The sequence below is a fragment of the Kitasatospora sp. NPDC114501 genome (assembly GCF_055633695.1).
Window position 1 is genome coordinate 459,186 of sequence record NZ_JBVKDS010000002.1, and the last position, 22,867, is coordinate 482,052.

Annotated in this window: 16 protein-coding genes; 8 read left to right on the plus strand and 8 right to left on the minus strand. The window is 72.5% G+C overall.

Going from position 1 to position 22,867, the window contains the following annotated elements:
- Positions 1–497 precede the first annotated feature (497 nt).
- The 3 genes from ACZ7RU_RS05545 to ACZ7RU_RS05555 all read left to right on the plus strand — a co-directional run bounded on the left by ACZ7RU_RS05545 (position 498) and on the right by ACZ7RU_RS05555 (position 3,355).
- Positions 498–1,034 (plus strand): MarR family winged helix-turn-helix transcriptional regulator, encoded by a 537-nt coding sequence (locus ACZ7RU_RS05545; RefSeq protein WP_470339620.1) that lies wholly within the window; start codon positions 498–500, stop codon positions 1,032–1,034.
- A gap of 76 nt (positions 1,035–1,110) precedes the next feature.
- Positions 1,111–1,452 (plus strand): DUF3817 domain-containing protein, encoded by a 342-nt coding sequence (locus tag ACZ7RU_RS05550; protein WP_470339621.1) that lies wholly within the window; start codon positions 1,111–1,113, stop codon positions 1,450–1,452.
- 217 nt (positions 1,453–1,669) lie between these two features.
- Complete coding sequence (locus ACZ7RU_RS05555) at positions 1,670–3,355, plus strand: acyl-CoA mutase large subunit family protein (protein ID WP_470339622.1); 1,686 nt, start codon at positions 1,670–1,672, stop codon at positions 3,353–3,355.
- A 99-nt stretch (positions 3,356–3,454) separates the two neighbouring features.
- Here ACZ7RU_RS05555 and ACZ7RU_RS05560 read toward each other — a convergent pair whose 3' ends face one another.
- Positions 3,455–4,006, minus strand: coding sequence for a TetR/AcrR family transcriptional regulator (locus ACZ7RU_RS05560; protein WP_470339769.1), 552 nt, complete (start codon positions 4,004–4,006; stop codon positions 3,455–3,457).
- Between the two features lie 509 nt (positions 4,007–4,515).
- On the opposite strand from ACZ7RU_RS05560, the gene ACZ7RU_RS05565 reads away from it, so the two are divergent.
- From ACZ7RU_RS05565 to ACZ7RU_RS05580, 4 genes are all read left to right on the plus strand, one after another.
- A complete protein-coding gene (locus ACZ7RU_RS05565) occupies positions 4,516–5,508 on the plus strand; it encodes a tetratricopeptide repeat protein (RefSeq protein WP_470339623.1) in 993 nt (330 codons plus the stop codon).
- A gap of 757 nt (positions 5,509–6,265) precedes the next feature.
- Positions 6,266–6,937, plus strand: a complete 672-nt coding sequence (locus ACZ7RU_RS05570) for a DUF6230 family protein (RefSeq protein WP_401110906.1) — start codon at positions 6,266–6,268, stop codon at positions 6,935–6,937.
- Positions 6,938–7,060: 123 nt separating this feature from the next.
- Positions 7,061–7,702 carry a DUF6114 domain-containing protein gene (locus ACZ7RU_RS05575; protein ID WP_470339624.1) on the plus strand — a complete coding sequence of 214 codons (642 nt, stop codon included), beginning with the start codon at positions 7,061–7,063 and terminating at the stop codon, positions 7,700–7,702.
- Positions 7,699–9,156 carry a hypothetical protein gene (locus tag ACZ7RU_RS05580; protein WP_470339625.1) on the plus strand — a complete coding sequence of 486 codons (1,458 nt, stop codon included), beginning with the start codon at positions 7,699–7,701 and terminating at the stop codon, positions 9,154–9,156. Before ACZ7RU_RS05575 ends, ACZ7RU_RS05580 begins: the two co-directional genes overlap by 4 nt.
- Positions 9,157–9,236: 80 nt before the next feature.
- On the opposite strand, the gene pyk is transcribed toward ACZ7RU_RS05580, so the two are convergent.
- From pyk to pta, 3 genes are all read right to left on the minus strand, one after another.
- Positions 9,237–10,664: a pyruvate kinase gene (gene pyk, locus ACZ7RU_RS05585; protein ID WP_387750405.1), complete on the minus strand. Its 1,428-nt coding sequence runs from the start codon at positions 10,662–10,664 to the stop codon at positions 9,237–9,239.
- 94 nt (positions 10,665–10,758) lie between these two features.
- A complete protein-coding gene (locus tag ACZ7RU_RS05590; protein WP_470339626.1) occupies positions 10,759–11,982 on the minus strand; it encodes an acetate kinase in 1,224 nt (407 codons plus the stop codon).
- The gene (pta, locus tag ACZ7RU_RS05595; RefSeq protein WP_470339627.1) at positions 11,979–14,108 is read right to left on the minus strand and encodes a phosphate acetyltransferase; all 2,130 of its coding nucleotides are present in this window, start codon (positions 14,106–14,108) and stop codon (positions 11,979–11,981) included. Before pta ends, ACZ7RU_RS05590 begins: the two co-directional genes overlap by 4 nt.
- Positions 14,109–14,230: 122 nt before the next feature.
- On the opposite strand from pta, the gene ACZ7RU_RS05600 reads away from it, so the two are divergent.
- Complete coding sequence (locus ACZ7RU_RS05600) at positions 14,231–14,545, plus strand: PIN domain-containing protein (RefSeq protein WP_470339628.1); 315 nt, start codon at positions 14,231–14,233, stop codon at positions 14,543–14,545.
- Positions 14,546–14,596: 51 nt separating this feature from the next.
- Here the strand turns inward: ACZ7RU_RS05600 and glgB are convergent, their stop codons facing one another.
- The 4 genes from glgB to ACZ7RU_RS05620 form a co-directional block, all read right to left on the minus strand.
- Entirely contained in the window at positions 14,597–17,032 is a 2,436-nt protein-coding gene (gene glgB / locus ACZ7RU_RS05605) for a 1,4-alpha-glucan branching enzyme (protein WP_470339629.1), read from the minus strand.
- 59 nt (positions 17,033–17,091) lie between these two features.
- On the minus strand, positions 17,092–18,579 hold the full coding sequence (locus ACZ7RU_RS05610; protein ID WP_470339630.1) for a maltokinase N-terminal cap-like domain-containing protein: 1,488 nt from the start codon (positions 18,577–18,579) through the stop codon (positions 17,092–17,094).
- A 247-nt stretch (positions 18,580–18,826) separates the two neighbouring features.
- Positions 18,827–20,551: a maltose alpha-D-glucosyltransferase gene (gene treS / locus ACZ7RU_RS05615; protein WP_387750418.1), complete on the minus strand. Its 1,725-nt coding sequence runs from the start codon at positions 20,549–20,551 to the stop codon at positions 18,827–18,829.
- On the minus strand, positions 20,548–22,503 hold the full coding sequence (locus tag ACZ7RU_RS05620) for an alpha-1,4-glucan--maltose-1-phosphate maltosyltransferase (RefSeq protein ID WP_470339770.1): 1,956 nt from the start codon (positions 22,501–22,503) through the stop codon (positions 20,548–20,550). The genes treS and ACZ7RU_RS05620 overlap by 4 nt, the downstream gene beginning before the upstream one ends.
- Positions 22,504–22,867 lie beyond the last annotated feature (364 nt).

Sequence of the window (22,867 nt, forward strand, 5' to 3'; positions counted from 1 at the left end):
GAACGAGTCCTTCCGGGAAACCGCGAGCAGGCGCGGTCGCGCGGCGTTCCGGGGGCCGGGGCGGCACCTGAGGGGCGGAACGGGCGCTGACGTGCAGGCCCCGTGCGGTCGAAGCGGCTTCGCCACCGGTGGGTGGGGGTGGTGGCTGCCGTACGGGGCTGGCCGAAAGCATGACAATCGAGCACATCAAATGACAGGTCTTGCTCATGGATTGGCCAAGTCCCGCCAATGTGAAGGAATGTGAACGAGCAGACAAAAGGGGTGAACCACCCGGCCTTGCAGCGGGTTACCGTCCGAACCGAGGCCTGGTGGCGCGGCACCGGGCCGATCGGGGGTCAACCCCGCTGTGTCGGGAGACCGTTGCCGCGCGTTCACACCGTCGCAATGTCCTGGTATGGACCTGGCCGTCCGGTTGGCGGGTTCCCGCCACGTCCTGCGCTTGTCCACCATCAGGGACGCCTGGTACCACGAACCCCCTCCGCCGGTACGGTAAGGAGGTGGCCAAGCCCCTCGCTCTCGACTTCGACCCGATCGCCCGCGCCGACGAGCTGTGGACCCGCCGCTGGGGCGGGGTCCCCTCGATGGCGGCGATCACCTCGATCATGCGCGCCCACCAGATCCTGCTGTCCCGGGTGGACGCGGTGCTCAAGCCGTACGGGCTGACCTTCGCCCGCTACGAGGCGCTGGTGCTGCTGACCTTCAGCCGGACCGGCGAGCTCTCGCTCTCCAAGATCGGCGAGCGGCTCATGGTCCACCCGACCAGCGTCACCAACACCGTCGACCGCCTGCAACGGGCCGGCCTGGTCGCCCGCCGCCCCAATCCGCTGGACGGCCGCGGCGTGCTGGCCACGATCACCGACCGCGGCCGCGAGGTGGTCGAGGAGGCGACCCGGGAGCTGATGGCGATGGAGTTCGGGCTGGAGGAGTACGACGCCGAGCAGTGCCGCCAGGTGTTCGATCTGCTCAGGCCGCTGCGGATCGCCGCGGGTGACTTCGCCGAGCAGGCCGAGGGGGCTGCGAAGCGGGGGAGGTGAAGGCGGCTACCCTCGTGTGAGCGGTGCGCGGATCCGGGCGTACCGGCCGATACTGCCGAGCGACGCGAGGAAGATCATGAAGGCGACCCCCCTGCTGGGCTGGTACCGGGGCCTGGCCATTGCGACCGGTCTGGCACTGCTGGTGTTCTGCGGCTTCATGGTCGCGAAGTACGGCTTCGACACCGCCGAGGGCGTGACCACGTACGTCGCGATGCTGCACGGCTACCTCTACATCGGGTACTTCGTGGTGACCTTCCTGCTCGGGCAGAAGCTGAAGTGGCCGATGGGCCGGCTGGTGCTCACCCTGGCGGCGGGCTGCATCCCGTTCCTCTCCTTCGTCTTCGAGCGCAAGGTGGCCCGCGAGGCCGCCGAGAAGCTCCCGGCGGGTGCCGGCGCCCGCCAGCCGGCCGGGGTCTGAGTCCCGCCGCCCGCGCCTTCCGGAGCGCCCCTTCCCCTTGTCGGGGGAGGGGCGCTCCGGCGTTCCGGGGGCAGCACCTGCGCTTCCCGCCCGCCACGGGCGGCTCCGGCCCGGTTGCCATCGACAAGTACTAGGACGTCCGAGTAAATTGTTAGGACGTCCTACTAGCTGTGCCGCCCCGTCGCCGTGGCGGCCGTACGGAGCGGAGTTCGGGGTCATGGACGCCGAGGAGATCGAGCGCGGCCGGCAGCGCTGGCAGCAGCGATACGACAAGGCCCGCAAGCGCGACGCGGACTTCACCACCCTCTCCGGCGACGAGGTCGAGCCGGTGTACGGCCCGCCCGCCGGGCAGGCCTACGAGGGTTTCGAGCGGATCGGCTGGCCGGGCGAGTACCCGTACACCCGCGGTCTGCACCCGACCGGCTACCGGGGCCGCACCTGGACCATCCGGCAGTTCGCCGGCTTCGGCAACGCCCAGCAGACCAACGAGCGCTACCGGATGATCCTGGACGCGGGCGGCGGCGGCCTCTCGGTCGCCTTCGACATGCCCACCCTGATGGGCTACGACTCGGACGACGCCAAGTCGCTCGGCGAGGTCGGCCACTGCGGCGTGGCCATCGACTCGGCCGCCGACATGGAGGTGCTGTTCGACGGCATCCCGCTCGGCGAGGTCACCACCTCGATGACGATCAGCGGCCCGGCCGTGCCGATCTTCTGCATGTACCTGGTCGCCGCCGAGCGCCAGGGGGTGGACCCGGCGGTGCTCAACGGCACCCTCCAGACGGACATCTTCAAGGAGTACATCGCCCAGAAGGAGTGGCTCTTCGCCCCCGAGCCGCACCTGCGCCTGATCGGCGACCTGATGGCCTACTGCGCCGAGGGCATCCCCGCGTACAAGCCGCTGTCGGTCTCCGGCTACCACATCCGCGAGGCCGGTGCGACGGCCGCGCAGGAGCTGGCGTACACCCTCGCGGACGGCTTCGGCTACGTCGAGCTGGGCCTGTCCCGCGGCCTGGACGTGGACGTCTTCGCACCCGGCCTGTCCTTCTTCTTCGACGCGCACCTGGACTTCTTCGAGGAGATCGCCAAGTTCCGCGCCGCGCGCCGGATCTGGGCCCGCTGGATGCGCGAGCGCTTCGGCGCCAAGACCGACAAGGCGCAGTGGCTGCGCTTCCACACCCAGACCGCCGGCGTCTCGCTGACCGCGCAGCAGCCGTACAACAACGTGGTCCGCACCGCCGTCGAGGCGCTGGCCGCGGTGCTCGGCGGCACCAACTCGCTGCACACCAACGCCCTGGACGAGACCCTGGCGCTGCCCTCCGAGCAGGCCGCCGAGATCGCCCTGCGCACCCAGCAGGTGCTGATGGAGGAGACCGGCGTCGCCAACGTGGCCGACCCGCTGGGCGGTTCCTGGTACGTCGAGGCGCTGACCGACCGGATCGAGCAGCAGGCCGAGGCGATCTTCCAGCGGATCCTGGACAAGGGCCGCGAGGACCACGAGATCGGCCCGATCACCTCCGGCATCCTGCGCGGGATCGAGGAGGGCTGGTTCACCGGGGAGATCGCCGAGGCGGCCTTCCAGTACCAGCAGGGCGTGGAGAAGGGCGAGAAGCGCGTGGTCGGCGTCAACTGCCACCCGCGCAGCGTCACCCCGGAGCTGGAGATCCTGCGGGTCAGCCACGAGGTCGGGCGCGAGCAGGTCCGGGCGCTGAAGGAGCGCAAGGCGGGCCGCGACGAGGCGGCCGTCCGGGCCGGGCTGGACGCCATGCTGGCGGCGGCGCGCTCGGGCGAGTCGATGATCCCGCCGATGCTGGACGCGGTGCGCGCCGAGGCGACGCTGGGCGAGATCTGCAACGCGCTGCGGGAGGAGTGGGGGACGTACCGGGAGAACGCGGCGTTCTGATCCGTTGGTCCCCCGGTCTTCTGATCCGCTGATCCGCTGATCCGCGCAGGCCGTCCGTACGGGATTCCGTACGGGCGGCCTCGCCGTGCCCGGGTGTGCTCAGCCGGCGATGAGCGGTCCGAGCAGCAGGTCGGTGAAGCGGCGGGTCCACTCGGCGGTGATCGGCTCGCCGCTGACCAGCACGCGGTGCTCGACGGTGCCCGCGATGGTGTCGAAGATGATGTCGACCTCCTCGCGGGCCGCCGCGGCGTCGGTGTCCGCCTCGAGCTCGCCGCGCGCCTGGGCGGCCGCCCGGCCCTGGCGGACCAGCCGCTTCTGCGGGTCCACGATGGCCTCGCGGATCCGGCGCCGCAGCTGCCGGTCGCGGGTGCCCTCGGCGAACAGCGCGAGCAGCGCGGCCTGGGTCTCCGGGCGGGCCAGCAGGTCGGCGAACTGGGTCACCACGGCCTCGATGTCGGCCCGCAGACTGCCGAGGTCGGGCATCTCCAGCTCGTCGAAGAGGCTGGCGACGGCGTCCACCACGAGCTCGTTCTTGGACGGCCAGCGGCGGTAGAGGGTGGTCTTGGCGACCCCGGCGCGGCTCGCCACGTGGCCCATGGTCAGTCCGCCCCAGCCGAGTTCGGCCAGCGCCTCGCGGGTGGCGTCGAGGATCGCGAGGTCGGCGGCGGCGCTGCGCGGGCGGCCCTTGGCCCGGGTGGCGCCCGCGGGCTCCGCGGCCGTGCCGACCTTGTCGGAACAGGCCTGGTCCGGGCTCTCCGGGCTTTCCGGGCTCGCTGGGGGCTGGGCGGCCGGCACCGGGCCTCCTTGCGCTTTACTGGTAAGTAACTTGGGTGGGGCTGGTAACGGTAGCGACTGTTCCCCCGTTCGGGGAGCGGGGCACCCCGGGAAAGTGGGGCAGGTCACGTCCCCGAACCGCCGGTGGGGCTTGCGGGCGGGGCACCGGCTCCAGTTACGCTACGACTCGTAGCGAAAGCAGTGACAACCAGGCGCCGCATCCCGTGGGACGGGAGCGGCGCGGGCGCGGGTGGGGATCCGCGCCGAACGGTCCAGGCTACCGGGGGAGGGGCACCGCGCCCGGGAATCCGCACCGCGCGGCCCGCGCGGGGCGACTTTCCGGAGGTTGGTGCCCGCGAGCAGCGCGGACGGGGGAGGATGGTGCCATGCAGCCACGGAATTCGCGTCTCAACAGCTCCGCCCTGCGCGGCGCGGTCGACCTCGCCGCAGTGAAGGCGGCCGGCGAAGCCGCCCAGAAGGCCGAGCAGGCCCGGGCCGAGCGGGCCCGTCAGGCGGCGGCCGCCGAGTCGGCCGGAGCCGCCCCGGCCCAGTCCGCCTACCAGCTCGTCATCGACGTCACCGAGGACACCTTCGAGGCCGACGTCGTCCAGCGCTCCACCGAGGTGCCGGTCGTCATCGACTTCTGGGCCGAGTGGTGCGGGCCCTGCAAGCAGCTGAGCCCGGTCCTGGAGGCTCTGGCCGAGGAGTACGCCGGCCGCTTCGTGCTCGCCAAGATCGACGTGGACGCCAACCCGCTGCTCTCCCAGCAGTTCGGCATCCAGGGCATCCCGGCCGTGATGGCCGTGGTGGCCGGCCAGCTGGTGCCGCTGTTCCAGGGCGCGGAGAGCGCCGCCAACGTCCGCAAGATCCTGGACCAGCTGATCCTGGTCGCCGAGCAGCGCTTCGGCGTGTCCGGCGGCGCGGGCGCCCCGGGCGAGGCCGCGCCCGCCGCCCCGCAGCGCCCCGAGGACCCGGCGCTGTCCGCCGCGCACGACGCGCTGGACGCCGGTGACCTGGGCGGCGCCATCCAGGCGTACCGGAACGTGCTGGCCGACGAGCCGGGCAACACTGAGGCCAAGCTGGGCCTGGCCCAGGCCGAGCTGCTGAAGCGGATCGAGGGCCTGGACCTCCAGACCGTCCGGGCGGCGGCCGCGGCCGACCCGAAGGACGTCGAGGCCCAGCTCAAGGCGGCCGACCTGGACCTGGTCGGCGGTCACGTCGAGGACGCCTTCGGGCGCCTGGTGACCACCGTCGGGCGGACGGCCGGCGAGGACCGGGACACCGCCCGGCTGCGCCTGCTGGAGCTGTTCGAGGTGATCGGCCCGGAGGACCCGCGGGTCGTCGCGGCCCGTACGGCGCTGGCGCGCGTGCTGTTCTGAGCCCGGTTCGGGCCTGGTTCGGGCCGGGCTCCGGCTCGGCCCCGGGCCGGTTTCTCGCCCGGCCCGGGCCCGGCGCCTGGCACGGCGGATGACCTGCGGTGTCGTAGGGTGATTTGGCGACAATCCGGTCAACCGGCCAGAGGTTTACCAAATCTTGATTTCACCCGTGGATGGTCACGCCATGTGACCGCCCACGGGTGTTTCGCTTCTGTTTCCGGCGTATTTCGCCGTCACCTTTCCTTCAAGACGTCACGCAGGGTGCACCTCGGGCCGATTCCATGATCAACGCCACCCAGTGTTGGATTACCCGTCAGTAAGGAACCCCTTGTGCTTGGCCCGGGATTCAAGCACGATCGGCCACGCCCGGTCCCGGGCTCCACGGCCACCGACCCCGGTCGGTCACGCGGAGTGCGGGATCCCCACCGGGTGACCCGCCGGCCCCGGTCGGCGGGAGGGAGGGCAGGGGGGTATCCGCGGTCCCACGGCGGTTCCTGTCCTTCGACCGGCCGCGCGGCCCTGCGCGGTCGCTGGTTGTCGCTCGGGGGTGATCGCCGATGTCGTCGGTCCTGCCCGCCGCCCCGCAAGGACGGCCGGTGCTTGGACGGGAGGCCCGCTGTCCGCAGGCCGTTCCCGCGTCCGACGACGCCCAAGGCGCTCTCCGCTACCGAGGACGTAGCTCTCTCCCATCCCAGGCCCCCACCGGTGCGGGACGCACCGCCGGGGAGCCGGAGATGTACGTCCTAGAAGGAGGACTCGCATGTCCCAGACCTACGGCAAGACCCGCTGGAAGCGTTTCGCCCTGGTGATGGTGCCGAGCGTCGCGGCCACCGCGATGGTCGGCGTCTCGATCGCCAACAGCGCGCTCGCCGCCTCGTTCAGCATCTCCGGCCAGCAGTTCAAGGTGAGCACCTCGCACCTGCACGGCACCAACTTCGCCCAGTTCGGCACCGTCGACATGGAGGCCAACGGCACGCCGCACCCGGTCGCCGTCTCGGCCTTCGACCACGCCGACATCGAGAACCTGTGCCAGTCGGTGGTGACCGACCTGTCCGGCTTCGGCCTCGGGAAGATCACCCTCCAGCTGAACGCCGGTACCGAGGCGGGCAAGCCGGTCCAGGCCGACAACCTGCTGATCGACCTGGAGCAGCTGAAGGCGGACGCGACCTTCACCAACATCAACATCGGCCAGGACGCCTCCACCCTCGCCGGCTCGGCGACCCAGGGCTGGTCGCCCCACGCGGCCGTCCAGAAGGCGACCGGGAACAAGGGCCTGCCGACCGGTGCCACCGGCTTCGCCCAGGCCGCCAAGGAGGCCGACCTGACCGGCGTCCAGCAGACCGCCCGGGCCACCTCCGCCGGAACGTTCAAGCTGAACGGCCTGAACCTCTCCCTCAAGAGCGGCGACGGCAAGGGCAACGAGTGCTTCTGAGCCTCGCCTGACGGCGCGCCGGACGGCGTGCCCGAGTGACGGCCCGGGGCCGGGGGCGGTGACACACCGCCCCCGGCCCACCCCCATTGTCCTTCCCTCGTAGCGACGTCGAGGAGTTGCACCATGTCCAGCGCAACGGTCGAGACGCGGCCCCGCCAGCAGAACCCCGTCGGGTGGCTCTGGCGGCACTTCCGTGAATTCCGCCGCACCAGGCCCTTCTGGGGCGGACTGCTGGCCATGATCGCCGGCGTCCCGATCCTCTACTTCCCTTACGCGCACCTGTCGTTCGGCGGCCTGACCATCGCGATGTCCACCACGGCCGGCGCCGGGTCGCTGATCATCGGGATCCTGATGATCATCCTCGGGCTGACCGCCTGGTTCCAGCCCGCGGTACGGGTCTTCGCCGGCATCGCGACCATCCTGCTGACGCTGGTGTCGATCCCGGTCTCCAACCTGGCCGGCTTCGGCCTGGCGCTGCTGCCGGGCCTGATCGGCGGCGGGCTGATGGTCTCCTGGGCGCCGCTGCCGGAGCCCGCCGCCGGGACGGCGGCCAAGGGCCGGCGCCGCCGGGCCAAGGGCGCCGACGCCGCCGCGGCCGGGAACGCCGTGGCGCAGAGCGTCGCCGCCGAGTCGGCCGTCGAGCCGACCGTGGAGGCGCCGACCGCCGAACTGCCCGCCCAGGGCGCGCCGCGGGCCACCGGCCCCGCCGACCGGACCGCCGTCCCGAAGCAGGGCGGAGCCGTGGAGCAGGAGGAGGCACGGTGACCGGGCCGGCCGAGCAAGCCGACGGCACGACCGCTCCCGCCCCGCCCCCCGGCCGGCACGCGGCCCCGCGCACGCCCGTCCGGGTCCGGCTGAGAGGCCGGGCACTGGCGATGGCGGCGGTGCCGACCGCGCTGCTGATGGCCGCCGCCTACACGCCCAACCCGGCGGTCGCCGAGTCCTCGGCGGGCAGGCCCTGCGGCACCGCGCCGGCCGTCGTGCCGGACGTCGCGCCGATCGAGACGCCGGTGCCCAAGAGCGAGCTGCCCGAGCCGCCGCCGGGCCCGTCCACCGTGCCGGGTCCGGCCCCGACCACCGCGCCTCCGGCCAGCCCGTCGACCGACCCGGGCTCGGTGCCGACCCAGGCGCCGCCCAGCGCGCCCGCGCAGCAGCCCACCTCGCCGGTCAAGCCCCCGGCCACCGGGACGGCCACCCCGTCCGTCGAGCAGTCCGCCGCCCGTTCCGCCGCCACCGGCGACGCGGCCGTGTCGAGCGCGGTCCGCCAGGGCACCGCCACCGGGACCGCTACGGTGTCCCAGGCCGGGCTGATCGACGACCTGGTCGGCGGCATCACCAGGCTGTTCAACCCGGACGGTTCGCCGAGCAGCCCCACCCCGGGCGGCGCCCCGGCCACCACCCCGGCGGCGCCCACCACCCCGGCGGCCCCGGCCGCCCCCGCCCCGCGTACGGGCACCGCGGAACAGCCCGCCCAGCCGCAGGCCCCGGCCGCCGCCGCCCAGCAGGCCGCGCCGCCCGCGACCCAGCCGGCCGCCGGCCGGCCCTCGCCCACCGCGACTCCGAGCGGCAAGGCGAGCAGCAAGCCGGCGCCCTCGGCGGACGCCAGGCCGACGCCCTCGGCGACGACCTCCACGGGCGCCTCCGGCGCCCCCTCCGCCACGCCCACCGAGAACCCCAACTGCGAGGTGGACGCCCGGAGTCTGACCGCAGGGGCGGCCGCCGCCGGGCACGTCGTCCCGGAGCAGAACTGGACCCTGAAGACCAGCCGGCTCGCCCTGCACGGCGCGGCCTTCCACGGCGTCTACGACGTGAAGACCCCGACCAGGACCAAGCGCGTGCTGAAGTTCGTGGTCGACAGCGTGGACATCGACAACCTCGACATGTCGACCCTGGAGGGCAACGGCGTCACCTTCCACGTCCAGGGCGCCCCGGGCTCCACCTCGACCATGCGCCAGGGCCCGGTCACGATGTACGTGGAGCGGCTGTCCGGTCACCTCTCCAAGGTGCTCGGCCTGCCGATCCCGATCGACCTGGGCGAGATCACCCTCACCCCGGACACCCTGCCGCGCTGGCTGTACGACCTGATCGGCGCCATCCCGATCCCGCTGGACCTGGAGCTGACCGGCGTCACCGCCAAGCAGGCCGGCCAGTTCGGCGGCACCCTGCACATCCCCGGGATGCACCTGTTCAACGACGACGCCCCCTACAGCGACAAGTAGGCGGGGCCGACGCCGCAACGCCCGTGGGGCGGCCCTCCCGGAGGAGGACCGCCCCACGGGCGTTCAGGCCTGACGGGTGCTCACTCGCCCCGGGTGCCCAGGTGGTGCACCTGCACCATGTTGGTGGTGCCGGGGATGCCGACCGGGACACCGGCGGTGACGATGACGGTGTCGCCCTCGTCGAGCCGGCGCATCCGCAGCAGCTCCCGGTCGACCTGCGCGACCATCGCGTCGGTGGTGGCCACCTGCTCGGTCACGTACGCCTCGACGCCCCAGCTCAGCGAGAGCTGGTTGCGGGTGGCGGAGTCCGGGGTGAAGGCGATCACCGGGATCGGCGAACGGTAGCGGGACAGCCGGCGGGCGGTGTCACCGGACTTGGTGAAGGCGACCAGCGCCTTGCCGTCCAGGAAGTCGCCCAGCTCGCACGCGGCGCGGGCGACCGAGCCGCCCTGGGTGCGCGGCTTGCGGCCCGGGTTGAGCGGCTGGAGGCCCTGGGAGACCAGCTCCTCCTCGGCCTTCTCGCAGATCCGGCTCATGGTGCGGACGGTCTCGACCGGGTACTTGCCGACGCTCGACTCGGCGGAGAGCATCACCGCGTCGGCGCCGTCCAGGATGGCGTTGGCGACGTCGGAGACCTCGGCGCGGGTCGGGCGCGAGGCGTGGATCATCGACTCCATCATCTGGGTGGCGACGATGACCGGCTTGGCGTTGCGGCGGGCCAGGGTGATCAGCTGCTTCTGGACCAGCGGCACCCGCTCCAGCGGGTACTCGACGGCCAGGTCGCCGCGGGCGACCATGATGGCGTCGAAGGCGAGGACGATCTCCTCCATGGCCTCGACGGCCTGCGGCTTCTCGATCTTGGCGATGACCGGCACCCGGATGCCGACCTCGTCCATGACCTCGTGGACGTCCTTGATGTCGTCCGCGTTGCGGACGAAGGACAGGGCGATCATGTCGACGCCCAGGCGCAGCGCGAAGCGCAGGTCGTCCTTGTCCTTCTCGGACAGGGCGGGCACGTTCACGGCCGCGCCGGGCAGGTTGATGCCCTTGTTGTTCGAGAGCACGCCGCCCTCGACCACCACGGTCCTCACCCGCGGGCCGTCGACGCTGACGACCTCCAGGGCGATGACGCCGTCGTTGATCAGGATCGGGTCGCCGGGCTTCACGTCGCCGGGCAGGCCCTTGTAGGTGGTGCCACAGATGTGCTGGTCACCGGGGACGTCCTCGGTGGTGATGGTGAACTCGTCGCCGTTGTCGACGGTCACCGGGCCGTTGGCGAAGGTCGCCAGACGGATCTTCGGACCCTGGAGGTCGGCCAGGACGCCGATGGCCTTGCCGGTGTCCTCCGAGACCTGGCGGACCTTGCGGTACCGCTCCTCGTGGTCCGCGTGGTTGCCGTGGCTCATGTTCAGTCGGGCGACGTTCATGCCCGCCTCGACGATGGCCTTCAGCTGTTCGTAGGAGTCCGTCGCCGGACCCAGGGTGCAGACAATTTTCGCTCGGCGCATATGGATCAGTCTATCCGTTCGTGTTATGGGCGCATTCGGCACGCACCGGGAGGAATCGCCGACGAATAGTTCCGAGGAGTGAGACGGTTTCGTGTCAGTCCTCGGACTCCCGGCGTTCCCGGTGCACCAGCGCGAAGGCCTGTCGGGCGATCTCCAGCTCCTCGTCGGTGGGCACCACGGCGACCGCCACCCGGGCGTACTCGGGGGAGATGATCCGGGCCTCGCCGGACCGCGCCGAGTTCAGCTCCGGGTCGACGGCGATGCCCAGTCCCTCCAGTCCCGCGGTGGCCGCCGCGCGCACCGGGGCCGCGTTCTCCCCGACGCCCGCGGTGAACGCGATCGCGTCCACCCGGCCCAGCACCGCGTAGTAGCCGCCGATGTACTTGCGCAGCCGGTGGACGTACGAGTCGAACGCCAGCCTCGCGTCGGCGTCCCCCTCGTCGGCCCGGCGCATGATCTCGCGCATGTCGTTCTCGCCGCACAGCCCGCGCAGGCCGCTGCGGCGGTTGAGCAGGTCGTCGATCTCGTCCACGGACAGCCCGCCGACCCGGTGCAGGTGGAACACCACGCCGGCGTCGATGTCGCCCGAGCGGGTGCCCATGACCAGGCCCTCCAGCGGGGTCAGGCCCATCGAGGTGTCCACGCAGCGGCCGCCGGCGACCGCCGAGGCGGAGGCGCCGTTGCCCAGGTGCAGCACGATCACGTTGACCTCGGCCGGGTCCTTGCCGAGCAGCCGGGCGGTGGCCCGCGAGACGTACTGGTGCGAGGTGCCGTGGAAGCCGTAGCGGCGCACCCGGTGCTGGTCGGCGACGGCCCTGTCGATCGCGTACCGGGCCGCGTACTCGGGCATCGAGGCGTGGAAGGCGGTGTCGAAGACGGCCACCTGGGGGAGGTCGGGGCGCAGCGCGCGGGCCACCTCGATGCCGGTGATGTTGGCCGGGTTGTGCAGGGGCGCGACCGGGATCAGCCGGCGGATCTCCCCGAGCACCTCGTCGGTGATCACCGTCGGCTCGGTGAACCGCAGGCCGCCGTGCACCACCCGGTGGCCGATCGCGGCCAGCTCGGGGGAGTCCAGCCCGAGGCCGTCGGCGGACAGCTCCTCGGCGACGGCCTTGAGGGCGGCGGCGTGGTCCGGGAAGACCTGGACGGCCTCGCGCGGCTCGCCGGTGCGCGGGGTGTGCACCAGCCGCCCGCCGGCCTCGCCGATCCGCTCGACCAGCCCGGAGGCGAGCCGGGCCCCGTCCAGCATGTCGATCAGCCGGTACTTCACCGACGAGGAGCCGGCGTTCAGCACGAGAACGCGGGTACCTTCGCTCACTTCTCGGCCCCCTTGTGGTCCTGGGACTGGATGGCGGTGATCGCGACGGTGTTGACGATGTCCTGCACCAGCGCGCCGCGGGAGAGGTCGTTGACGGGCTTGCGCAGCCCCTGGAGCACCGGGCCGACCGCGACCGCGCCGGCCGAGCGCTGGACCGCCTTGTAGGTGTTGTTGCCGGTGTTGAGGTCCGGGAAGATCAGGACGGTGGCCCGTCCGGCCACCGCGGAGCCCGGCAGCTTGGTGGCCGCGACGTGGGCGTCCACCGCCGCGTCGTACTGGATCGGGCCCTCGACCAGGATGTCCGGCCGCAGCTCGCGGACCAGCTCGGTGGCCTTGCGGACCTTGTCGACGTCCGCGCCGGAGCCGGAGGTGCCGGTCGAGTACGACAGCATCGCGACCCTCGGCTCCACCCCGAACTGGGCGGCGGTGGCGGCGGCCTGGATGGCGATGTCGGCCAGCTGCTGGGCGTCCGGGTCGGGGTTGACCGCGCAGTCGCCGTACACCAGCACCTTGTCGGCCAGGCACATGAAGAAGACCGAGGAGACGATCGAGGCGCCCGGCGAGGTCTTGATCACCTCGAAGGCGGGCCGGATGGTGGCGGCGGTGGAGTGCACCGCGCCGGAGACCATGCCGTCCGCGATGCCCTCCTGGACCATCAGGGTGCCGAAGTACGAGACGTCGGTGACGACGTCCAGGGCCAGCTCGACGGTCATCCCCTTGTGGGCGCGCAGCCTCGCGTACAGCTCGGCGAACTGGCGGCGCAGCGGGCTGGTGGCCGGGTCGACGATCCGCACCCGGGCGCGGTCGGCGGCCGGGGCCTCGGTCGGGAGGTCGATGCTCAGGCTCGCGGCCTTGCGGCGGACGGCGTCCACCTCGCCGAGCAGGGTGAGGTCGCAGATGTTGCGGCGCAGCAGGATCTCGGCGGCGCGCAGCACCCGCTCCTCGGTGCCCTCCGGCAGCACGACGTGCCGGCGGGCGGCCCGGGCGCGCTCCAGCAGCTCGTGCTCGAACATCATCGGGGTGACCCGCTCGGACCGGCCGACCTCGATGCGGTTGGTCAACTCGGCGGTGTCGACGTGCAGTTCGAACAGGCCGAGGGCGATCTCGGCCTTCCGGGGGCTGGCCGAGGTGAGCTTGCCCTCCAGGTGGGTCAGATGGGCGGCCGTCGGCCAGCTGCCCTCGGGGACGACCGCGACCGGGGTGCCGGGGGCGAGCCGGGCGGCCAGCGCCATCACGTTGGGGCCGGGGTGCTGGCCGAGCGTCAGCAGCACGCCGGCGATCGGCGGGGCGCCGGCGGCGTGCGCGGCCAGCGAGCCGATCACCAGGTCGGCGCGGTCCCCGGGGGTGACCACCAGGGCGCCCTCGGTCAGCGCGTCCAGGAAGGTGGGCAGCATGGCGCCGCCGAAGACGTAGCCGCGCACGTCCCGGGCGAGGCCGGCGGCGTCCCCGATCAGCACCTCGGCGCCGGTCGCCTCGACCAGCTGCGCGACGGTGGGCGCGGCCAGCGCCGGCTCCTCCGGGATGACGTAGGCGGGGATCGGCAGCTTCTCGGTGAGGGTGCGCTGGATCCGCTGCTTGGCGCCCGGGGCGACCCGGTTGGCGATCATCGCCAGGGTCTCGCAGCCGAGGTCGGTGTACGCCCGGTGGGCGTTGCGGACCTCGGCGGTCACCGTCTCGGCGTCCGCTCCGTGCCCGCCGACCACAGGCAGCACGGCGGCGCCGAACTCGTTGGCCAGCCGGGCGTTGAAGGCCAGCTCGTCCGGGATCCCGGTGTCGGCGAAGTCGGTGCCGAGCACCAGCACCGCCTGGCAGCGCCGCTCCAGCGCGTGGAAGCGGTCGACCAGGACGGAGACCAGCTCGTCCTGCCCCTGGGCGGCCTGGAGCGCGGCGGCTTCCTCGTAGGTGAGGCCGTACAGCTCGGTGCTCGGGAGGTCGAGCCGGTACCGCGCGCGCAGCAGCTCGACGACGTGGTCCGACCCCGACGCGCCGGGCGAGGCCGCGTGCACCAGCGGACGGAACACCCCGACCCGGTCCACCTGGCGGGTGAGCAGTTCCATGACCCCGAGTTCGACCGCCTGTCGGCCGTCCCCCCGGTCGATACCGGTCACGTACACGCTGCGCGCCACGTGGGTGTCTCCGTCCCGTCGTCTCGGAAAGTGGTCATATCGACCATACCTTCGCACCCCGAACGGCCGTCCGCGAGCAGAATCGGGCAAGGCGGGCAAGGGGCGAAGGGCCTGGTCCCGGGTTGGCGTCGACAGCCGTCGCCAGCGAGCTGGCCCGGCGGGAGATCACCCGCACCTCGCTCCGCGCGGGCCTCTCCCACCGGCTAGTCCCGTACCACGTCGACCAGGCGCTCCGGGGCGCCTACCGGGTCGATCTCAGCAACGCGGTGCTGGCCAGGGCTCTCGCCCACCGCACTCCGCGGCTGGGATCGCTGGATGCGCTCCACCTGGCCGGCGCGGAGCCCTTCCGCGCCGAGCTCACCGACTTCGTCACCTACGACCGCGAGCTCGGCAGGGCTGCCGAGGAGCTCGGGTTCCCCGTCACGGCCCCCGGATGACCGTCCGCCCGCCGTAGCGGACGGACGGCGCCCGGGCGGACGGGCGGGGCCTCAGCGCGCCGGGCGGAGCCAGAGGGTGGCGAGCGGGGGGATGACCAGTTCGGTGGAGCGGGGCTGGCCGTCCCACTCCACCGATTCGGCCTTGACTGGGTGGGAGTTGCCGGTGCCGCTGCCGCCGTACTCCTCGGCGTCGGTGTTCAGCACCTCCTCCCAGAGCTGCTCGCGGCCCGCCAGCCGGGGCAGGCCGACCCGGCGGCCGTGCCGGACGACCGGCGAGAAGTTGCAGACCACGACCAGCGGCGAGCCGTCGGCCGCGTACCGGACGAAGGAGAGCAGGTTGTCCTCGGCGGCGCCGCCGTCGAGCCAGCGGAAGCCGTCCGGGACGGTGTCCAGCTCCCACAGCGCCGGGGTGTCGAGGTAGCGCCGGTTGAGGTCGCGGACCAGCCGGCGCACCCCGAGGTGCTCCTGGTGGGCCGGCCACTGCTCGTCGAGCACCCACCACTGCGGGCCCTGCTCGTGGTCCCACTCCGCGCCCTGGGCGAACTCCTGCCCCATGAACAGCAGTTGCTTGCCCGGGTGGGACCACATGAAGCCCAGGTACGCGCGGTGGTTGGCGCGCTGCTGCCACCAGTCGCCGGGCATCTTGGAGACCAGCGCCTGCTTGCCGTGCACCACCTCGTCGTGCGAGATCGGCAGGACGTAGTTCTCCGAGTAGGCGTACACCATCGAGAAGGTGATCTCGTTGTGGTGGTACTTGCGGTGCACCGGCTCCTTGGACATGTAGACCAGCGAGTCGTGCATCCAGCCCATGTTCCACTTCAGCCCGAAGCCGAGGCCGCCGGCGTCGGTGGGGCGGGTGACCCCGTCCCAGGCGGTGGACTCCTCGGCGACGGTCACCACGCCCGGGCAGCGCCGGTAGACGGTGGCGTTCATCTCCTGGAGGAAGGCGGCCGCGTCCAGGTTCTCCCGGCCGCCGAACCGGTTGGGCGTCCAGGCGCCGCCCTCGCGGGAGTAGTCGAGGTAGAGCATCGAGGCGACGGCGTCCACCCGCAGGCCGTCGACGTGGAACTCCTCGCACCAGTACACCGCGTTGGCGACCAGGAAGTTGCGCACCTCCTTGCGGCCGTAGTCGAACTCCAGCGTCCCCCAGTCCGGGTGCTCGGCGCGCAGCGGGTCGGCCGGCTCGTACAGCGGCTCGCCGTCGAAGCGGGCGAGCGCGAAGTCGTCCTTGGGGAAGTGCGCGGGCACCCAGTCGACGATCACGCCGATGCCGTGCCGGTGCAGGGTGTCCACCAGGTACCGGAAGTCGTCGGGGCCGCCGAGCCGGGCGGTGGGGGCGTAGTAGCCGGACACCTGGTAGCCCCAGGAGCCGCCGAAGGGGTGCTCCATCACCGGCATGAACTCCACGTGGGTGAAGTTCAACTCCTTGAGGTAGCCGGGCAGTTCCTCGGCGATGGCGCGGTAGGTGGTGAGCTCCGGGCGCCAGGACGGCAGGTGCAGCTCGTACACCGACATCGGTGCCCGGTGGTGCGCGGCGCGGGCCCGGCGGGCCATCCACTCGCCGTCCTGCCACAGGTAGTCGGAGGAGGTGACCACCGAGGCGGTGCCGGGCGGGCACTGGGCGGCCCGGGCCAGCGGGTCGGCCTTGTCCAGCACCCAGCCCTGCCGGGTGTGCACCTCGTACTTGTAGCAGGCGCCCTCGGCGAGGCCGGGGACGAACAGCTCCCAGATCCCGGACGAGCCGAGCGAGCGCATCGGGTGCCCGGTGCCGTCCCAGTGGTTGAAGTCGCCGATCAGCCGCACCCCGACGGCGTTCGGCGCCCAGACCGCGAAGGCGGTGCCGGGCACCCCGTCGACGGTGCGCACGTGCGAGCCGAGTGCCCGCCACAGCTGCTCGTGCCGGCCCTCGGAGATCAGGTGCAGGTCGAGCTCGCCGAGGGTGGGCGCGGCGCGGTAGCCGTCGTGCTGGCGCAGCGGCTCGCCGCCGGGGTACGTCACCAGCAGGGTGTACTCCGGCGGCTCGCCGCCGGCCACCAGACCGGTGAACAACCCGCCCTGCTGGTGGGTGAGTTCGGCCGGGCCGTGGGCGGTCTCGACGACCACCCGCTCGGCGAACGGGCGCAGCACCCGGATCGCGGTGCCGCCGTGCACCGGGTGCGCGCCGAGCAGGGCGTGCGGGTCGTGGTGCTGCCCGCCCACCAGCCGGTCGACCTCGGCCGGCGGCAGCGGCGCCTCGGGCAGCCGGAGCGCCCCGGTGGGGGCCGGTCGCCCGTTCCTCGCGGGCTCCCCGGCTGCGGGCGGGCGGGCGGTCGGGGGCTCCGGGCCGGTGCCGGTGCCGGTGCCCCCCTCCTCCGCGGCCGCCCGGCGCGCCGCGCGCTCGCGGCCGGCGCGTCCTTCGGCCGTCCGCCCTCCGGCGGGGAGCGGTCCGGCCAGGAAGGTGGCCGGCACGGGGCGGGTGGGGCGGCCGGTCGGGTCGATCGGCGTCACGGCGGGGTCCTCCTGGGACGGGGTGGGCGGAGTCCTGCGGGCGGGGCGGGAAGCGGGGGTCAGACGGACAGGGCCAGCCGGTTGATCGCGGCCAGTGGGATCGGCAGCCAGCTCGGCCGGTGCCGGGCTTCGTAGACCACCTCGTACACCGCCTTGTCGATCTCCAGCGCCCGCATCAGCTCCGGTGAGGCGGCCGGGTCGGCGCCGCCGCCGGCGGTGTAGCCGGCGCAGTAGGCGGTGCGGTTGCGCTGGGCCCAGGCGGCGGCCAGGTGGGCCAGTTCCGGGTCGACCGGGCCGCCGGCCAGCAGGTGGGCGGCCGCGTAGTCGAAGGAGCGCAGCATCGCGGCGACGTCGCGCAGGGCCGGCTGCGGTTCTCGGCGCTCGTTGACCGACTTGGCCGGCTCGCCCTCGAAGTCCAGCAGCACCCAGCCGTGCGGGGTGCGCATCGCCTGGCCGAGGTGGAGGTCGCCGTGGATGCGCTGGACCGGCAGGCCGTCCGGGTGGGCGTCGGCGAGCTGCTGGAAGGCGGTGCGCAGCGCGGACCGGAAGCGCAGCAGCCCGGGGACGGCGGCGACGGCGCTGTCCAGCCGGTCGGCCATCGCCCCGGCCAGCCGTCCGGTCTGGGTGCGGTCGAGCCGGGCGACCGGCATCGAGCGGGCCAGCACCCGGTGCACTTCGGCGGTGGCCCGGCCGAGCCGGTGGGCCTCGATGGCGAAGTTGCCGGGGGAGCGGTCGCCCTTGAGCCGGCCGACCTGGTCGAGGGCCAGTTCCCAGCCGTCCTCGGCGTCCGGCAGGTAGCGCTGGAGCAGTCCGAGGGTGGCGGGCTCGGCGCGTTCCATCCGGCTCTCGAACCAGGCGGCGACCCGGGGGATGCGGGTGGAGCCGGCCCGGGAGAGCGCGAGCGAGAGTTCCAGGTCCGGGTTGGTGCCGGGGTGGATGCGGCGGAACAGCTTGAGGATGTACGAGGTGCCGTAGATGACCGAGCTGTTGGACTGCTCGGCGGTGGAGGCGCGGCCGGGGAGGTTGGCGGGCAGTCCGGAGCCGGGGGTGCGGCGGAAGGAGAGCGCGCCGAACCGGTCCCCGGTGGCCAGGTGTTCCAGTAGCCGCCCGGTGAGCTCTGGGTCGTGCACCGCGTCGTAGAGGGTCGCGCCGTCGTAGGGGCCCTGGCTGAGCCGGCCCAGTACGGCGCCGGGCCCGATGTCCCCGAGCCCGCCCGAGCGGATGCCGAGCAGCAGTTGGTAGATGTCGCCGTGCGGGGCGCCGGCCGTGGTGGCGTGCTCGACCCGCAGCAGCAGGTGCAGCAGTGCCGGGTCGCCGACCTGCAAGGGGGTGCCGACCACCGGGATGAGCCCGGTGATCGGCCGCCCCTTGCCGGCGTACCAGCGCTGGGTGGGTAGCCAGGCGGAGATCAGCGGCAGGGCAGCCTGGACGAGCTCGCTGACGCCCACGGCGGTTCTCCGGGCCCCGACGCCCCGGGTGCCCGCGGCGGCGGAACCGGCGGCGGAGTCGTCCTGGAGGTGGGCTTGAGAACGGGAGGTTTCGGACATGACTCCCTTTCCCCGGAAGCACGCGGACTGTCCGGGTCGTGGCCGGGTCCGTCAGTCTTCCGGATTGCGGCGGCGCGGCGGTCGCGGCACGCGAGCACGGCTCGGGTGTCACGCCTTCGTGTGGGTGGCCGTTGGGCTGTTCTCCGTACGCGTGGTGCAGAGAACTCCGGGGGCGCGGGGGTTCGACTCGCGCCCCCGGAGGGTCTGGCGGTGCTGTTCACGCTGGTGTGCGGCGTGCGGCGGATCGTTACTTCGATCGCCTGGTCCCGCTCAGGCGCGGGGGCTGCCGGAGCTGGAACCAGTAGAAGCCGTGCCCGGCCAGGGTGAGCAGGTAGGGCCACTCGCCGATCGACGGGAAGCGCACCCCGCCGATCAGCTCGACCGGGTACCGGCCGCCGTACTGCCGCAGGTCCAGCTCGGTCGGCTGCGCGAACCGCGAGAAGTTGTTCACGCACATGACCAGGTCCCCCTCGTACTCGCGCACGAAGGCCAGCACGGCGGGGTTGCTGGAGGGCAGCTCGGCGTAGCTTCCGAGGCCGAACGCCGGGTTGAGCTTGCGGATCTCGATCATGCGACGCGTCCAGTGCAGCAGCGAACTCGAACTGCTCTGCTGCGCCTCGACGTTGGTCACCTGATAGCCGTACACCGGGTCCATGATGGGCGGCAGACTGAGCCTGCCCGGGTCGGCGGAGGAGAAACCCGCGTTGCGGTCCGGGGTCCACTGCATCGGGGTGCGCACGCCGTCCCGGTCGCCGAGCCAGATGTTGTCACCCATGCCGATCTCGTCCCCGTAGTAGAGGACCGGCGAGCCGGGCAGCGAGAGCAGCAGGGCGGTGAACAGCTCGATCTGGTTGCGGTCGTTCTCCAGCAGCGGGGCGAGCCGGCGGCGGATGCCCACGTTGGCGCGCATCCGCGGGTCCTTGGCGTACTCCGCGTACATGTAGTCGCGCTCCTCGTCGGTGACCATCTCCAGGGTCAGCTCGTCGTGGTTGCGCAGGAAGATGCCCCACTGGCAGCCGCCGGGGATCCGCGGGGTCTTGGCGAGGATCTCCGACACCGGGTAGCGGGACTCCCGGCGCACCGCCATGAAGATCCGCGGCATCACGGGGAAGTGGAACGCCATGTGGCACTCGTCGCCGCCCGAGGTGAAGTCGCCGAAGTAGTCGACGACGTCCTCGGGCCACTGGTTGGCCTCGGCGAGCAGCACGGTGTCCGGGTAGTTGGCGTCGATCTCCTTGCGGACCCGCTGGAGGAACTCGTGGGTCTCCGGCAGGTTCTCGCAGTTGGTGCCCTCGCGGGCGAACAGGTACGGCACCGCGTCCAGCCGGAAGCCGTCGATGCCGAGGTCGAGCCAGAACCGCAGCCCGGCGATCATCTCGTCCTGGACCCGGGGGTTGTCGTAGTTGAGGTCCGGCTGGTGGGAGAAGAAGCGGTGCCAGAAGTACTGCTTGCGGACCGGGTCGTAGGTCCAGTTGGAGGTCTCGGTGTCGACGAAGATGATCCGGGCGTCCGGGTACTGCTTGTCGTCGTCGGCCCACATGTAGAAGTCGCCGTACGGCCCGTCCGGGTCGGTCCGGGAGGCCTGGAACCACGGGTGCTGGTCGCTGGTGTGGTTCATGACGAAGTCGATGATGATGCGCATGCCGCGGGCGTGCGCGGCGTCGACGAACTCCATGAAGTCGGCGAGGTCGCCGAACTCCGGCAGCACCGACGTGTAGTCGGACACGTCGTAGCCGCCGTCGCGCAGCGGCGAGGCGAAGAACGGGGGGAGCCAGAGGCAGTCGATCCCGAGCCACTGGAGGTAGTCGAGCCTGGCCGTGAGCCCCTTGAGGTCCCCGACCCCGTCGCCGTTGCTGTCCTGGAAGGACCGCACCAGCACCTCGTAGAAGACCGCACGCTTGAACCACTCGGGGTCGAGCTTCTTCTTCGAGGTCTCGGGGAAGGTGTCGGGGACGGGCTCGTTCACTGTCACGCTGGGTTCCTCCGAACCGTGAGGAGGTGAGCCGGCTCGGCTGAGGGATCGAGCCGGACGTAGTTGTGCCGGCCCCAGGTGTAGACGGCGCCGGTGAGCTCGTCGTGCACCGCGTAGGGGCCGTCGCCGTCGAGCGTGACGGTGGCCTCCTGGACGTGGTGCGGGTCGAGGTTCACCACGGTGATGACCTGGTCGGTGAGCCCCTCGGGGGTGGTCGCGGTCTTGGAGTAGGCGAGCACCTGGTCGTTGTCGGTGGGGTGGAAGCGCAGGTCGCGCAGTTGCTGGAGGGCGGGGTGGCGGCGGCGCAGCCGGTTCAGCACGGTCAGCAGCGGGGCCAGGGTGTCGGTGCGGCTCCAGTCGCGCGGGCGCAGTTCGTACTTCTCCGAGTGCAGGTACTCCTCGGAGCCCGGGTGGGCCGGCTCGTTCTCGTACAGCTCGTAGCCGGCGTAGACGCCGTAGCTGGGGGAGAGGGTGGCGGCGAGCACCGCGCGGACCGCGAAGGCGGCCCGGCCGCCGTGCTGGAGGTACTCGTGCAGGATGTCCGGGGTGTTGACGAAGAAGTTGGGCCGCATGTACGCGGCCGCGTCACCGCTGAGTTCGGTGAGGTACTCGGTGAGTTCCGGTTTGGTGGTGCGCCAGGTGAAGTACGTGTACGACTGGTGGAAACCGATCTTCGCCAGGGTGTGCATCATGGCCGGGCGGGTGAAGGCCTCCGCGAGGAACACCACGTCGGGGTCGGTCCGGGCGACGTCGGCGAGCACCTTCTCCCAGAACGCCACCGGCTTGGTGTGGGGGTTGTCGACCCGGAAGATCCGGACGCCGCGGGACATCCAGAACCGGAGGATCCGGATGGTTTCCTTGACGATTCCATCCATGTCCTGGTCGAAGTTGATCGGATAGATGTCCTGGTACTTCTTCGGCGGATTCTCGGCGTACGCGATCGTGCCGTCCGCGCGGTGGCTGAACCATTCCGGATGCTTGTTCACCCACGGGTGGTCGGGGGAGCACTGGAGGGCGAAGTCCAGCGCCACCTCCAGGTGCAGCTCCCGCGCCTCGGCGACGAAGTGGTCGAAGTCCTCCAGGGTGCCGAGGTCGGGGTGGACCGCGTCGTGGCCGCCCTCGGGGGAGCCGATCGCCCAGGGTGAGCCGACGTCGTGCGGACCGGCCGTCAGGGTGTTGTCCGGGCCCTTGCGGAAGGCTCGGCCGATCGGGTGGACCGGCGGCAGGTAGACCACGTCGAAGCCCATCGCGGCGACCGCCGGCAGCCGCTCGGCGGCGGTGCGCAGGGTGCCCGGGCGCGGCGGCTCGACGCCGGTCGGGTCCACCACGGCGCCCTCCGAACGGGGGAAGAACTCGTACCAGGAGCCGAACAGCGCGCGCTCGCGGTCCACCTGGAGCGGCAGCGGACGGGAGGCGCTGAGCAGTTCGCGCAGCGGGTGGCGGCGCAGCACGTCGAGCACCTCGGGGGCGAGCGCGGCGGCCAGCCGGGACAGCGGCGGCATGGTCGGGTCGCGCAGCGCGTCGGCGGCGGCCAGCACGTCGGCGCGGCCCTCCTTCTTGGGCACCCCGGCCGCGGCCTGCTCCAGCAGCCGGGCGCCCTCCTCCAGGACCAGCGCGGTGTCGATCCCGGCGGGCAGCTTCACCGCGGCGGTCCGGCGCCAGGTGGCGACCGGGTCGCTCCACGCCTCCACCAGGTACGACCAGCGGCCGGGCGCCGTCGGGGTGACGTACGCGCCCCAGCGGTCGGTGCCCTCGGCCAGTTCGCGCATCGGCGTCCACGGGCCGCTGCGGCCGCGCGGGTCGCGCAGCACCACGTTGGCGTTGACGGCGTCGTGGCCCTCGCGGAAGACGGTCGCGGTGACCAGGAAGGTCTCGCCGACGACGGCCTTGGCCGGGCGGCGGCCGGCGTCGACGAGGGGACTGACGTCCAGGACGGGGATGCGGCCGATCACGGTGTCGCTCTCTGTCGTCTTGCGGGCGGAGGGCTTGCGAGCGGTGGACTTCCGGGCGGGTGCCCGGGTGGCCGGGGCCCCCGCGGCGGCGGCCTCGGCGGCGCCCTTCGGTGTGGTGGCCTTCGTGGCGCCGGCTTTGGTGGCGCCGGCCTTCGGGGCGGTGGCGGTGGCGCGGCGCGTGGTGGTGGTGCGCCTGCGGGGTGCCGCCGCCTGGTCCTCCTCGGCCCCGGGGTGTCGGGCGGCCGCGGAGGGCTGGGCTTCGGAGGATCCGCCACCGACCGCTTCGGACGCCCTCGGCGCCGGCATCGCCGGATCTGTCCGAGTGTCAGAATCCATCCGTCCGGCGGATTCCGCGACCGCTGCG

Coding starts and splice junctions, on each gene's coding strand:
- ACZ7RU_RS05570 (WP_401110906.1), top strand. CDS start 6,266: ATGTCCCAGACCTACGGCAAGACCCGCTGGAAGCGTTTCGCCCTGGTG.
- ACZ7RU_RS05565 (WP_470339623.1), top strand. CDS start 4,516: ATGCAGCCACGGAATTCGCGTCTCAACAGCTCCGCCCTGCGCGGCGCG.
- ACZ7RU_RS05575 (WP_470339624.1), top strand. CDS start 7,061: ATGTCCAGCGCAACGGTCGAGACGCGGCCCCGCCAGCAGAACCCCGTC.
- pyk (WP_387750405.1), bottom strand. CDS start 10,664: ATGCGCCGAGCGAAAATTGTCTGCACCCTGGGTCCGGCGACGGACTCC.
- ACZ7RU_RS05555 (WP_470339622.1), top strand. CDS start 1,670: ATGGACGCCGAGGAGATCGAGCGCGGCCGGCAGCGCTGGCAGCAGCGA.
- ACZ7RU_RS05550 (WP_470339621.1), top strand. CDS start 1,111: ATGAAGGCGACCCCCCTGCTGGGCTGGTACCGGGGCCTGGCCATTGCG.
- ACZ7RU_RS05610 (WP_470339630.1), bottom strand. CDS start 18,579: ATGTCCGAAACCTCCCGTTCTCAAGCCCACCTCCAGGACGACTCCGCC.